The following is a 13,350-nucleotide window of genomic DNA, read 5'->3' as shown; positions in this document are numbered from 1 at the left end:
CTTTGTTGCGAAAAACCTGATGCCATTGCGCCAGCGCCTCGAAAACCTCCCGGTCGGCCAGAAACTCCTCGCCGCCCTGCTGGTGCTGTTGACCACTGTGTTGTTGGTCGCCAACCTGACGTTTATCAGCGCCGCCTATTACATCTCCCAGGAAAGCATGGCCCCGCAGGCCTTGCAGACCATCGGCCGACTGATCGCCAACCCGAGCCTGGTCAGCGAAGCCCTGCAATCTCCGCAAAGCGCCGAACGCCTGCTCAAGGAGCTCGACAGTTATTCACCACTGCGCGCTGCCGCCCTGTACGACGGCAAGGGCGAACGCCTGGCGCAGTTGCAACACGGCGACAAACTCCACTTGCCGGAACGTTACCGGCACATCGAAGCCTGGCAACTCACCGAGTTTCGCACCAACCAGTTGATCACCCTGCCCCGCCCCGGCACCGCGCCGGGTCATCTGCTGCTGGTGGCCAGTAGCGAACTGCCAATGGCGTTCTACACCGGCACGCTCACGGCGAGCCTCGGCATTCTGATATTCAGTGTGCTGCTGTGGCTGGTGATTGCCCGGCAGATCAAACGCCTGATCACCCGCCCTATCCATCAGTTGGAAGAGCTGTCGCGCCAGGTCACCCGCGAAGAGAACTACGCGTTGCGTGCCTCACGCGGCAACCACGACGAAATCGGCAGCCTCGCCGAAGCGTTCAACACCATGCTGTCGCGCATCGAAGCCCGCGAGCAGCAACTCAAACGCGCCCGCGATGACTCGCAAGCCGCTTACGATCAGGCTCAGGGGCTGGCCGAGGAAACCCGCCACACCAACCGCAAGCTTGAGCTGGAAGTTCAGGTGCGCAGCAAGATCGAGAAGAAACTCACCGGTTTCCAGAACTACCTCAACAGCATCATCGACTCGATGCCTTCGGCGCTGATCGCCCTCGATGAGCAGCTCTACGTCACCCAATGGAACCAGGAAGCCAGCGCCCTCTCCGGTACACGTCTGGACGAAGCGCTGAACCAGCCGATCTTCCTCGCCTTCGAGCCGCTCAAACCGTTTTTGCCGCAGCTCAAGCAAACGGTCGAGCAGCACACCGTGGCGAAAGTCGAACGGGTGACATGGTTCAAGGACGACGAGCCCAAGCACTACGCGCTGACCTTCTATCCGCTGATGGGCGGCGCCGGGCGTGGTGTGGTGATCCGTATCGACGACATCACCCAGCGCCTGTCACTGGAAGAAATGATGGTGCAGTCGGAAAAAATGCTCTCGGTCGGCGGCCTCGCGGCAGGCATGGCCCATGAAATCAACAACCCGCTCGGCGCGATCCTGCACAACGTGCAGAACATCCGTCGACGGCTGTCGGCAGACCTGCCAAAGAATCTCGAAACCGCCGAACAACTGGGCATTGAGCTGGACACGGTCAACCGCTATCTGCAAGGCCGGGAAGTGCCGAAACTGCTCGATGGTATTCAACAGGCCGGTGCGCGGGCGGCGAAAATCGTCACTCACATGCTCAGCTTCAGCCGTCGCAGCACTCGGCAGATGGCGCCGTGCGATCTGCCGGCGCTGATCGATCAAGCGGTGGAAATCGCCGGTAACGACTTCGACCTGGCCATCGGTTTTGACTTCAAGGGTCAGGCGATCATCCGCCAGTTCGACCCGGCACTCGGTCCCGTGCCGGGCACCGCCAACGAGCTGGAGCAAGTGCTGCTTAACCTGTTGAAAAACGCCGCGCAAGCCATTCATCAGCGCGAAGAGGACAGCGAGCCAGGGCGGATTATTCTGCGCACCAAACTCAATCCACCGTGGGCCGAGATTCAGGTCGAGGACAACGGTATCGGCATGAGCGAGAACATACGTAAGCGCACCTTCGAGCCGTTTTTCACCACCAAGGAAATCGGCCAGGGCACGGGCCTCGGTTTGTCGGTGTCGTATTTCATCATCACCAATAATCACAAAGGGCAGATGGAAGTGCAGTCGGCGCCCGGGCAAGGCACGTGCTTCACGTTGCGTCTGCCGCTGGCCCAACCGCTGCCCATTGCGGCTGAAACCAATCAACTAACGAGGTAACCCATGGGCTTTCGCCTGTCGAAGATCTACACCCGCACCGGCGACAAAGGCGAAACCGGCCTGGGCGATGGCCGCCGCGTACCCAAAGATCACCCAAGGATCGAAGCGATTGGCGAGGTCGATGCGCTGAACAGCCAAGTGGGCGTTTTGCTGGCCGGGCTGACTGCCGAACGTGAGACGTACCCAGGCTTGAACGAGTTGATCGAGGTGTTGACGCCCTGTCAGCATCGATTGTTCGACCTCGGCGGCGAGTTGGCGATGCCGGAGTATCAGGCGCTGAACGCGGCGGAAATCGAACGACTGGAAGTGGCGATCGACATCTGGAATGAGGAGTTGGGACCGCTGGAGAATTTCATCTTGCCGGGCGGTTCGATGCTGATAGCTCAGGCCCATGTGTGTCGGAGTCTGGCAAGGAGTGCCGAGCGGCGGTGTCAGCATTTGAATGCTGAAGAACCCTTGGCCGGCGTTGGGTTGGCTTACATTAATCGGCTTTCGGATTTGTTGTTTGTGGCGGCAAGGGTGATTGCGCGGCGACAGGGGATTGCGGAGATTTTGTGGCAGCCTGCGGCGAAACATCAGGACTCTTAGCGCCAGGCAGGACGCCTTCGCGAGCAAGCTCGCTCCCACAGTTGATTGCGTTCATCCAGTTGGAATGCAGTCATATGTGGGAGCGAGCTTGCTCGCGAAAGGGCCGGCAGCATCAACGCAAAATCAGGCTTCGGGCCAGAACGCCCGAATCCCAGCCACACCCTGCGCCCCGAAGCTCCAGGCTTTCTCACGTTCTGCTGGTCCAACTCCACCCAACAAAAACACCGGCTTGTTGAAGCCCTCGATCAATGTCGAAGCCTGCTCCCAGCCCAACGGCTGCGCATCAGGATGCGTCAAGGTCGGCTGCACCGGCGACAAGGTCACGAAGTCCACGCCCATCTGCTCAGCCAGCGCCAGTTCTTCGGCATTATGGCAGGACGCTGCGAGCCAACGCTGAGCCGGCAACGGACGCCCCGCCGCCGCGTATTTACGCAACTGTGCGGAAGTGATGTGCCACCCGGCAGACGGAAAATCGCCGAGCCATTCGAATGGCCCCTTGATCATCAATTGCGCCTTGCCCGCACACAGACCCACGGCATCCACCGCCAGATCGCGGTACTTCGGGTCATAGCCATTCGGTGCGCGCAGCTGGATCAATTTGATCCCGTCGGCAATCGCCTTCTGGATGCCGCGCAGCAAAGCCGGGGTTTCCAGATCCTCCGGGGTGATCAAGTATTCGGCAGGCAAACGTGCCGCAGCGACAATCGGCTGGTTGGCGGCGGGGAACTCGTAGTTCGCCAGCTCCTTCGCCGTCACCCTGGCCAATGGCTGGCCTTCGGCACCGTGCGGCTCGCCGCTGAAACTCGACACTTCCCAGACATCCAGCAACACCTGCTTGTCCGGGTAATCGTGACGTACCTTGATCAACGGCCGTGCTGCGCCAACGACGATGCCCAACTCTTCGTGCAGCTCGCGGGCCAGCGCGGTTTCAACCGATTCGTCGGCCTCGACCTTGCCGCCGGGAAACTCCCACAAACCACCCTGATGCTGGGTGTCGGCACGACGGGCAATGAGGATTTTGCCACTGTTGTCACGAATGACGGCAGCGGCGACGTGTACGCGTTTCACGGGTTCAATTCCTCCAGTCCAGCCTTTTGCCACGCCTTGAAGGCGGGCCATTGGTAGACGGTTTCAACATAGGCTTCGTCAGCGTCCGGCAGTTGCACCTGATAGGTGCGCAGGCGCACGGCGATCGGTGCGAAGAACGCATCGGCCAGGCTCACGCGACCAAACAGATACGGCCCGGATTCGGTGGCGGCGGCACGGCATTCTGCCCACAACGCGAGCATGCGTTCGATATCGACCTTCACCTCAGGCGGCACCGGGTTCAGCGGCGCGTCGTGGCTCAGGTTGAACGGCATGTGGTTGCGCATGGCGAAGAAGCCACTGTGCATTTGCGCGCAGGCGGATCGGGCCTGGGCGCGGGCGGCGATGTCGATTGGCCAGAGTTGCTCGGAAGGAAACTGCTCGGCCAGATACTCAGCAATCGCCAGCGAATCGGCAACGGTGCCGCGTACGGTTTTCAGCAGCGGGACCTTGGCAGTTGGCGAATGCTTGAGCAAAAGCGCACGGGTGTCAGGCTTGCCGAGTTTGATCAACTCTTCGGTGAAAGGGGCGCCGGTCAGCTCAAGCGCCAGTGCGGCGCGCAAGGACCAGGAGGAAAGCAGTTTGTCGCCGATGATCAGGTGCAAGGACATGGTGTGGCGCCTTTTCGTCAGAGGAACAGCTTTGGGACCCATAGTGTCTGGGCTGCAGCCTTCGCGAGCAAGCTCTCGCTCCCACAGGGTTCACGGATAGTCACAAATGTTGTGTACACCAGTGAACCCTGTGGGAGCGAGCTTGCTCGCGAAGAGGCCAGCAGATTCAACATAAATGCTGCCTGAAACTCCGCTATCGCTAGCAGGCTAGCTCCCACATCAGATCTTCAGTGAACGCAGATTTCGTGTTCGACAGCAATACTGTGGGAGCCAGCCTGCTGGCGATGGCGGCGACTCGGTCTCAGATCAGGTCCGATACTCAGCGTTGATCTTCACGTACTCATGCGACAGGTCGGTGGTCCAGATGGTTTCGCTGCAATCACCGCGACCCAGTTCGATGCGGATGGTGATTTCTTCCTGCTGCATCACCGCAGAGCCCTGCGCTTCAGTGTAAGTCGCGGCGCGGGCGCCACGGCTGGCGATGCATACGTCGCCAAGGAACACGTCGATCTTGCTCACGTCCAGGTCCGGCACGCCGGCACGACCGACAGCCGCCAGAATGCGGCCCCAGTTCGGGTCGGAGGCGAACAGCGCGGTCTTGATCAATGGCGAATGCGCCACGGTGTAGCCAACGTCCAGGCATTCCTGGTGATTGCCGCCGCCATTGACTTCAACGGTCACGAACTTGGTCGCGCCTTCGCCGTCACGCACGATGGCCTGGGCCACGTCCATGCACACTTCGAACACAGCCTGCTTCAACTTGGCGAACAGCTCGCCTTCAGCACGGGTGATTTGCGGCAGTGCAGCCTTGCCGGTGGCAATCAGCATGCAGCAGTCGTTGGTCGAGGTGTCGCCATCGATGGTGATGCGGTTGAACGACTTGTTGGCGCCGTCGAGCATCAGGTTTTGCAGTACATCGCGGGAGACTTTGGCGTCGGTAGCGATGTAGCCCAGCATGGTCGCCATGTTCGGGCGGATCATGCCCGCGCCTTTGCTGATACCGGTGACGGTGATGGTCACGCCGTCATGCTGGAACTGGCGGCTGGCACCCTTTGGCAAGGTGTCAGTGGTCATGATGCCGGTGGCGGCCGCTTCCCAGTTGTTTTCCGACAGATCGTCCAGTGCAGCTTGCAGTGCGCCTTCGATTTTCTCGACCGGCAGTGGCTCGCCGATGACACCGGTGGAGTAAGGCAGAATCTGGTTGGCATCGACGCCGGTCAGCTCAGCGAGCTTCGCGCAGGTGCGCTCGGCGGCTGCCAGGCCTGGCTCACCGGTGCCCGCGTTGGCATTACCGGTGTTGGTCAGCAGATAGCGCACTGCGTTCTGCACGCGTTTTTTCGCCAGGATCACTGGCGCGGCACAAAAGGCGTTCAACGTGAACACGCCCGCCACCGTCGAACCTTCGGCGCAGCGCATCACCACGACATCTTTGCGCCCAGGGCGCTTGATGCCGGCCGAGGCGATACCGAGTTCAAAACCGGCAACCGGGTGCAACGTTGGCAAAGGACCAAGACCAACAGCCATGAATGCGCTCCTTACTCAATGATGTCAGCACCGCCCCTATGAAGGCAGTGGTTTAAATGGCAAAACGCCGCGACGGCAGGAGCCGGTCGCGGCGCGGGTATTTCAGCAATTGAAGCGGATTTTACTGAATCTGCCCGTGGCAATGCTTGAATTTCTTGCCCGAACCGCAGTAGCACAGTTCGTTGCGGCCCAGCTTCTGCTCGTTGCGAACCGGTGCAGTGGCGAGGGCTACATCGACCTCTTCACCGAGTAATTCCGGCTGCTCCAGACCAGGGGCTTCAGCGTGTTCGAACTGCATGCGGGCGGCCAATGCTTCGGCTTCCTGACGCAGACGTTGCTCTTCGGCTTCCGGATCTTCGCGGCGAACCTGAACGTGCGACAGCACACGGATCGAGTCGCGCTTGATCGAATCGAGCAGCTCGGAGAACAGCGTGAACGACTCGCGCTTGTATTCCTGCTTCGGGTTCTTCTGGGCGTAGCCACGCAGGTGGATGCCGTGACGCAAGTGATCCATGGTCGACAGGTGGTCTTTCCACAGATCATCCAGCACGCGCAGAACGATTTGCTTCTCGAAGGAGCGCAGTGCTTCGGCACCGGCCTGATCTTCTTTCTCGTTGTACGCCGCCATCAGCTCGGTCATGAGCTTCTCGCGCAGGGTTTCTTCGTACAGGTGATCGTCTTCGTCGAGCCATTGCTGGATCGGCAGCGGAACACCGAAGTCGCTCGCCAGCGAGGCTTCCAGACCGGCGACGTCCCACTGCTCTGGCAGCGATTGCGGCGGAATGTGCGCGCTGACGGTGGCGTTGAGTACGTCCTGACGGAAGTCAGCGATGGTTTCACCGATGTTGTCGGCGGCCAGCAACGTGTTACGCATGTGATAGATCACTTTACGTTGTTCGTTGTTGACGTCATCGAACTCGAGCAGTTGCTTACGAATGTCGAAGTTACGGCCTTCAACCTTGCGCTGCGCCTTCTCGATCGCGTTGGTCACCATGCGGTGCTCGATCGCTTCGCCGGGCTGCATGCCCAGGGCTTTCATGAAGTTCTTCACCCGATCAGAGGCGAAGATGCGCATCAGGCTGTCTTCCAGCGACAGGTAGAAGCGGCTCGAACCGGCATCACCCTGACGACCGGCACGGCCACGCAGTTGGTTGTCGATACGACGGGATTCGTGACGCTCGGAAGCAATCACCTGCAAGCCGCCGGACTCGAGCACTTGTTGGTGGCGCTTCTGCCAGTCGGCCTTGATCTGGGCGATTTGCTCAGGGGTCGGATCTTCCAGCGACGCCACTTCAACTTCCCAGTTGCCGCCCAACAGGATGTCGGTACCACGACCGGCCATGTTGGTAGCGATGGTCAGTGCGCCCGGACGACCGGCTTGGGCAATGATCTCGGCTTCTTTTTCGTGGAACTTGGCGTTCAGAACCTTGTGTTCTATGCCTTCCTTCACGAGCAATGCGGACATGTGCTCGGAGGTTTCGATGGTCGCAGTACCCACCAGCACCGGACGACCGGCAGCCATGCTTTCCTTGATGTCCGTGACAATTGCCGCGTACTTCTCTTCGGCAGTCAGGAACACCAGGTCGTTGTAGTCTTTACGCGCCAACGGCTTGTTCGGCGGAATGACCATCACTTCCAGACCATAGATCTGGTGGAATTCGAACGCTTCGGTGTCAGCAGTACCGGTCATGCCGGACAGCTTGGTGTACAGACGGAAGTAGTTCTGGAACGTGGTCGAGGCCAGGGTCTGGCTCTCGGCCTGAATGTTCAGAACTTCTTTGGCTTCGATGGCCTGGTGCAGGCCTTCGGACAAACGACGGCCGGGCATGGTACGACCGGTGTGTTCGTCGACCAGTACGACCTGACCGTCCTGCACGATGTATTCAACGTTGCGGTTGAACAGCTTGTGCGCACGCAGACCGGCATAAACGTGGGTCAACAGGCCCAGGTTATGTGCCGAGTAAAGGCTCTCGCCTTCAGCCAGCAGGCCGACGCGGGTGAGCATGTCTTCGATGAACTGGTGACCGGCTTCGTTGAGTTCGACCTGACGGGTCTTCTCGTCAACAGTGTAGTGGCCAGCCTTGGTAACTTCGCCTTCGACTTCTTCAACGTGCAGTTCCAGCTGCGGGATCAGTTTGTTGATCTCGGTGTACAGCTTGGAGCTGTCCTCGGCCTGACCGGAAATGATCAGCGGGGTACGTGCTTCGTCGATGAGGATGGAGTCGACTTCGTCGATCACGGCAAAATTGAGTTCGCGCTGGAATTTTTCTTCCATGCTGAACGCCATGTTGTCGCGCAGGTAGTCGAAACCGAATTCGTTGTTGGTGCCGTAGGTGATGTCGGCCGCGTAGGCCAGGCGTTTCTCTTCCGGTGGCTGGAACGGCGTCACGACGCCGACGGTCAGGCCGAGGAATTCATACAGCGGGCGCATCCAGTTGGCGTCACGACGCGCCAGGTAGTCGTTCACCGTCACAACGTGCACGCCCTTGCCGGACAGTGCGTTGAGGTAAACACCCAGGGTCGCCACGAGGGTTTTACCCTCACCGGTGCGCATTTCGGCGATCTTGCCTTCGTGCAAGGTCATGCCACCGACGAGTTGCACGTCGAAGTGGCGCATCCCCATGATGCGCTTGCCGGCTTCGCGGGCTACCGCAAAGGCTTCTGGCAAAAGCTTGTCGAGGGTTTCCCCTTTGGCGATGCGGGCCTTGAACTCATCGGTCTTGGCGCGCAATTGATCGTCCGAAAGGGCCACCATTTGCTCTTCGAAGGCATTGACGAGCTGCACCGTCTTGAGCATGCGTTTGACTTCACGCTCGTTCTTGCTTCCAAAAAGTTTCTTTAACAAAGGCGCAAACATATCGGCAGGATCTTCCACACTAAAGGTATGGAGGGCGGCACCGTGAGTCGCCCGAGCAGCCCTCATGGCCGCATGCGAACGAGCATTCTACCCGGAAACGGTGGTGAGGAAAGTGGCGATGTTCCACGATGCTGGCACTGCGCTTTGACGGGGCTCACTTAAAATAGGGGCGTTTTGCTCAACTTCAACCCACACGGGAAAGAAGTTAGTCGTTGATTTAATGAGTAAAGCGGGGACAAAAGCAATGGGCGAGTGATTTCGGTGCTTTCTGCTACCATGGCGCTTCTGTTACTTCAGGTGTTCGATCATGGCATTTCGCCCTCTTACGGCCAAAGCACCCGCCGTTTTGCTACGCGAAGCCAAGCCGCTCAAAGCCATCCTCGGCCATGCCCATCGACTGGGTCATCTGCAACGCCTGCTCGAAAGCCAGCTGCAACCCGCCGCCCGCGAACATTGCCATGTGGCGTCGTGGCGTGAAGGCAGTCTGTTATTGATCGTTACCGATGGCCACTGGGCCACGCGCCTGCGCTATCAACAAAAACGCCTGCAACGGCAATTGCAGATGTTCGATGAGTTCGCCAGCCTGACGCGGATTCTGTTCAAGGTGCAGCCGCCGACGGTTCAGCGCGGGGCGACCGGGCACACGATGGATCTGTCGACGAACGCGGCGGCGACCATTCAGGCTACGGCGGACGGGATCAGTGATCCGGGGTTGCGCGCGGCGCTGGAGCGACTGGCGGCGCACGCCAAAGACAAAACCTGACATCTATCTACATTTGTATACAAAGCCAATGTGGGAGCGAGCTTGCTCGCGAAGAGGCCGTGTCAGACGCCATAGACGCTGAATGACACACCGCTTTCGCGAACAAGCTCGCTCCCACATTTAGATCTACATCCACACCATTTAATCAGCGGCGCTTGCTGCCGCCGAGCAGGGAGCCCATCAGCCCGCGCACCAGTTGTTTGCCCAGGTTGTTGGCTGCCTGGCGCATCGCTGACTTCAAGGCTTGACCCGCCGCCGTGCCGAGAAACTCCCCGGCACGATCAGCCAGGCTCGGTTCCTCGGCCGCCGGTTTGCCCGCGGGAGCCTCTGCCTCCGGCGCCAGACCTTTACGCCCCATCAGGATTTCATACGCCGACTCGCGATCAATCGGTTTGTCATAGCGCCCCTTGAACGGTGACCCCGCAATAAGCACCGTGCGTTCGGTCTCGGTCAGCGGCCCGATTCGCGATTGCGGTGGCGCCACCAGCACACGCTGAACCATTTCCGGCGTGCCTTTTTCCGTCAGCGTGCCGACCAGCGCCTCGCCAATCCCCAGCTCAGTCAGCACCGACAGGCTGTCGAATGCCGGGTTCGGCCGGAAGCCGTCCGCCACAGCGCGCAAGGATTTCTGCTCCTTGGCGGTGAACGCGCGTAAGCCATGCTGAACGCGCAGGCCCAACTGAGCCAGTACGTCGTCCGGCAAGTCGGTCGGCGATTGGGTGACGAAATACACGCCGACGCCTTTGGAACGTATCAACCGCACCACTTGCTCCAGCCGCTCCTGCAACGCCTTTGGGGTATCGCCGAACAGCAAATGCGCCTCATCGAAAAACAGCGCCAGCAGCGGCTTGTCGGCATCGCCGCGCTCCGGCAACTGCTCGAACAACTCGGCCAGCAGCCACAACAGGAATGTCGCATAGACCTTCGGCGCCTCGTGCACCAGTCGGCTGGCATCCAGCAGATGAATGCGCCCACGGCCATCGGCGGCCGGTTGCAGGATGTCTTCGAGTTGCAGCGCAGGCTCGCCGAACAAGGCTTCGGCGCCCTGCTGCTCCAGGGTCGCCAAGCGGCGCATCAGTGCCTGACTGGAACCGGTGGTCATCAGCGCGGCGTCTTCGCCCAGCAACTGCGGATTGTCCTTGAGGTGGTTGAGCAGCGCTTTGAGATCCTTTAGATCCAGGAGCAACAGCCCTTCGCGATCCGCGACTTTGAATGCGGCATATAACGCCGACTGCTGACTGTCGGTGAGTTCCAGCAGACTGCCGATTAACAGCGGGCCCATTTCGCTCAACGTGGTGCGCAAGGGATGACCGGACTCGCCGTGGATATCCCACAACGTCACCGGATAAGCCTGCGGCTGATGATTGAGCCAAGGCATGCCGGCGATACGCTCGGCGACCTTGCCCTGCGGATTGCCGGCAGCACCGAGGCCGCACAGGTCGCCCTTGATGTCGGCGGCGAACACGGCGACCCCAGCATCGCTGAACGCTTCAGCCAAACGCTGCAAGGTGACGGTTTTACCGGTACCGGTGGCGCCGGCGATGAGGCCGTGACGGTTTGCCAGGCGCATGGCCTGGGCGATCGGTTGCCCCGTGAGGTCGGCGCCGATTACGAGTTGCGATGAGTCAGGCATTTTGTCACCCAATGGTTAATCTTTAATGCGCGATGGCCGATAGATAAAGGCGTAGACCTGACTGAAAAGTCGGTAGGACATTTCCCTAAGGAGAGACGGAAATATCAGCTTTTATTCACCCTTGCCCATATTGCGCGTCTTTATAAAAGCACGCCCAGGACATTAAGACCTTAGCGGAACCCCAAGCCATGAACAAAAATCTGCGCTTCAGCCATAAAATTTTGCTTGCCGCCGCCCTCATCGTCATCGCCGCCTTCGCCTCGTTTACGCTGTACAACGACTGGCTACAGCGAAATGCGATTCGTGAAGACCTGAACAACTATCTCAATGAGATGGGCGAAGTCACTGCCGGCAGCATCCAGACCTGGCTCAGCGGCCGCATTATGCTGGTCGAGAACGCCGCCCAGAACATTGCCATCAACCCCGAGCCCGCCAACGTCGCCAGTCTGCTGGAACAGAAAACCCTGACGTCGACGTTTATGGCCACCTATCTGGGCGATGCCACCGGCCACTTCACCATCCGCCCGGACGTGAAGATGCCAGACGGTTTCGATCCACGCGTGCGCCCTTGGTATAAAGGTGCCGAGAGCAGCAGCACCTCGACCTTGACCGAACCGTACATCGACGCGGCCACCGGTCAGTTGATCATCTCCATCGCCACCGCCTCGAAAAAAGCCGGCCAGAGCGTTGGCGTGGTCGGCGGTGACTTGAGCCTGCAATCACTGGTCGACACCCTTGCTGCCCGGGATTTCGACGGCATGGGTTATGTGTTCCTGGTCAGCGCCGACGGCAAGATCCTCGTGCATCCAGACAAAGCGCTGGTGATGAAGTCGCTCAAAGAAGCCTTCCCACAGGACACCCCGCGCATCAGCACCGACTTCAGTGAAGTGATCGTCGATGGCAAAACACGCATCGTCACCTTCGCGCCGATCAAAGGCTTGCCGTCAGTAAACTGGTACATCGGCCTGTCGGTGGACAAGGATCAGGCCTACGCGATGCTCAGCGAATTCCGCGCCTCAGCCGTCATTGCGACCATCATCGCCGTCGGCATCATCCTTACCCTGCTCGGCATGCTGATCCGCATCCTGATCCAGCCGCTGCACGTCATGACTCGCGCCATGGAAGACATCGCCGATGGCGAAGGCGATTTGACCAAGCGTCTGACCATCGTCAACAACGATGAATTCGGTGTTCTGGGGACGGCGTTCAACCGCTTCGTCGAGCGGATTCACGGCTCGATCCGCGAAGTGTCGTCGGCCACCGGACAAGTCAACGAAGTCGCCCTGCGCGTGGTCGCTGCGTCGAACTCGTCGATGTACAACTCCGATCAGCAGGCTTCGCGTACCAGCAGCGTTGCCGCCGCGATCAATCAACTCGGCGCCGCAGCGCAGGAAATCGCCCGCAATGCAGCCCAGGCTTCGAATCAGGCCAGCGACGCCCGCGGCCTCGCCGAAGACGGCCAGCAAGTGGTGGATCGCAGCATCAAGGCGATGAATCAACTGTCGAGCATGCTCAGCGCGTCGAGCAGCAACATCGAGTCGCTGAACAGCAAAACCGTGAACATCGGCCAGATTCTGGAAGTGATCACCAGCATTTCCCAACAAACCAACCTGCTGGCACTCAACGCCGCGATTGAAGCGGCGCGTGCCGGTGAGGCCGGTCGTGGTTTTGCCGTGGTGGCGGACGAAGTGCGTAATCTGGCGCACCGAACGCAGGAGTCGGCGCAACAGGTGCAAACCATGATCGAGGAGCTTCAAGTCGGCGCCCGCGAATCAGTGAGCACCATGAGTGAAAGCCAGCGTCACAGTCAGGACAGCGTCGAGATCGCCAACCTTGCCGGTGAACGCTTGAACAGCGTGACCCAGCGGATTGGCGAGATCGACGGGATGAACCAGTCGGTGGCCACGGCGACCGAGGAGCAGACAGCGGTGGTCGAGTCGATCAACGTCGACATTACCGAGATCAACACGCTGAACCAGGAAGGCGTGGAGAACTTGCAGGCAACGTTGCGTGCGTGTTCGGATCTGGAGCAGCAGGCTTCGCGGTTGACGCAATTGGTGGGTAGCTTCCGCATTTAAGATCAAGAACTTACCCCCTCACCCCAACCCTCCCGAAACGTCGGACCGCCCCCAAGGGGGCGAGGGGGAAAGGGAGCAGATCTTCATGCTATTCAAATCCGGCGTTCGACTCGGAATTTCAGCTCGACGCAGCAAGCCCAAACACCTCGATCAG

The 13,350-nt window shown here is 59.8% G+C and carries 9 protein-coding genes and 1 pseudogene; 5 read left to right on the top strand and 5 right to left on the bottom strand.

All coding sequences use genetic code 11. The features are described 5' to 3' along the window. Positions 1 to 19: 19 nt before the first annotated feature. A complete protein-coding gene (locus ACIQVE_RS15200) occupies positions 20 to 2,056 on the top strand; it encodes an ATP-binding protein (protein WP_402809652.1) in 2,037 nt (678 codons plus the stop codon). Positions 2,057 to 2,059: 3 nt separating this feature from the next. Further along, entirely contained in the window at positions 2,060 to 2,644 is a 585-nt protein-coding gene (locus ACIQVE_RS15195) for a cob(I)yrinic acid a,c-diamide adenosyltransferase (protein WP_402809649.1), read from the top strand. A gap of 123 nt (positions 2,645 to 2,767) precedes the next feature. Here ACIQVE_RS15195 and ACIQVE_RS15190 read toward each other — a convergent pair whose 3' ends face one another. From ACIQVE_RS15190 to secA, 4 genes are all read right to left on the bottom strand, one after another. Further along, entirely contained in the window at positions 2,768 to 3,712 is a 945-nt protein-coding gene (locus tag ACIQVE_RS15190) for a Nudix family hydrolase (protein ID WP_402809647.1), read from the bottom strand. Further along, entirely contained in the window at positions 3,709 to 4,341 is a 633-nt protein-coding gene (locus tag ACIQVE_RS15185) for a glutathione S-transferase family protein (protein ID WP_402809644.1), read from the bottom strand. The genes ACIQVE_RS15190 and ACIQVE_RS15185 overlap by 4 nt, the downstream gene beginning before the upstream one ends. Positions 4,342 to 4,647: 306 nt before the next feature. Further along, positions 4,648 to 5,865 (bottom strand): bifunctional glutamate N-acetyltransferase/amino-acid acetyltransferase ArgJ, encoded by a 1,218-nt coding sequence (gene argJ / locus ACIQVE_RS15180; protein WP_402809641.1) that lies wholly within the window; start codon positions 5,863 to 5,865, stop codon positions 4,648 to 4,650. A gap of 121 nt (positions 5,866 to 5,986) precedes the next feature. Continuing rightward, entirely contained in the window at positions 5,987 to 8,722 is a 2,736-nt protein-coding gene (secA, locus tag ACIQVE_RS15175; RefSeq protein ID WP_402809638.1) for a preprotein translocase subunit SecA, read from the bottom strand. A gap of 307 nt (positions 8,723 to 9,029) precedes the next feature. Here secA and ACIQVE_RS15170 point away from each other — a divergent pair, with 307 nt between their 5' ends. After that, positions 9,030 to 9,485, top strand: coding sequence for a DUF721 domain-containing protein (locus ACIQVE_RS15170; protein WP_402809636.1), 456 nt, complete (start codon positions 9,030 to 9,032; stop codon positions 9,483 to 9,485). A gap of 145 nt (positions 9,486 to 9,630) precedes the next feature. On the opposite strand, the gene ACIQVE_RS15165 is transcribed toward ACIQVE_RS15170, so the two are convergent. Next, on the bottom strand, positions 9,631 to 11,118 hold the full coding sequence (locus ACIQVE_RS15165; protein WP_402809633.1) for a helicase HerA-like domain-containing protein: 1,488 nt from the start codon (positions 11,116 to 11,118) through the stop codon (positions 9,631 to 9,633). Positions 11,119 to 11,306: 188 nt separating this feature from the next. On the opposite strand from ACIQVE_RS15165, the pseudogene ACIQVE_RS15160 reads away from it, so the two are divergent. Continuing rightward, a pseudogene (locus ACIQVE_RS15160) lies at positions 11,307 to 12,338 on the top strand (cache domain-containing protein); the annotation flags it as partial. Positions 12,339 to 12,431: 93 nt separating this feature from the next. Continuing rightward, positions 12,432 to 13,196: a methyl-accepting chemotaxis protein gene (locus tag ACIQVE_RS15155; protein ID WP_402809690.1), complete on the top strand. Its 765-nt coding sequence runs from the start codon at positions 12,432 to 12,434 to the stop codon at positions 13,194 to 13,196. Positions 13,197 to 13,350: the final 154 nt, after the last annotated feature.

The sequence above is a fragment of the Pseudomonas sp. NPDC098747 genome (genome assembly GCF_044760045.1).
GTDB lineage: Bacteria > Pseudomonadota > Gammaproteobacteria > Pseudomonadales > Pseudomonadaceae > Aquipseudomonas.
Note: the sequence above shows the minus strand (reverse complement) of the source record. Positions and strands in the feature narration are given on the sequence as shown.

Coding starts and splice junctions, on each gene's coding strand:
- ACIQVE_RS15170 (WP_402809636.1), top strand. CDS start 9,030: ATGGCATTTCGCCCTCTTACGGCCAAAGCACCCGCCGTTTTGCTACGC.
- ACIQVE_RS15195 (WP_402809649.1), top strand. CDS start 2,060: ATGGGCTTTCGCCTGTCGAAGATCTACACCCGCACCGGCGACAAAGGC.
- ACIQVE_RS15200 (WP_402809652.1), top strand. CDS start 20: ATGCCATTGCGCCAGCGCCTCGAAAACCTCCCGGTCGGCCAGAAACTC.
- secA (WP_402809638.1), bottom strand. CDS start 8,722: ATGTTTGCGCCTTTGTTAAAGAAACTTTTTGGAAGCAAGAACGAGCGT.
- argJ (WP_402809641.1), bottom strand. CDS start 5,865: ATGGCTGTTGGTCTTGGTCCTTTGCCAACGTTGCACCCGGTTGCCGGT.
- ACIQVE_RS15185 (WP_402809644.1), bottom strand. CDS start 4,341: ATGTCCTTGCACCTGATCATCGGCGACAAACTGCTTTCCTCCTGGTCC.
- ACIQVE_RS15165 (WP_402809633.1), bottom strand. CDS start 11,118: ATGCCTGACTCATCGCAACTCGTAATCGGCGCCGACCTCACGGGGCAA.
- ACIQVE_RS15155 (WP_402809690.1), top strand. CDS start 12,432: ATGTACAACTCCGATCAGCAGGCTTCGCGTACCAGCAGCGTTGCCGCC.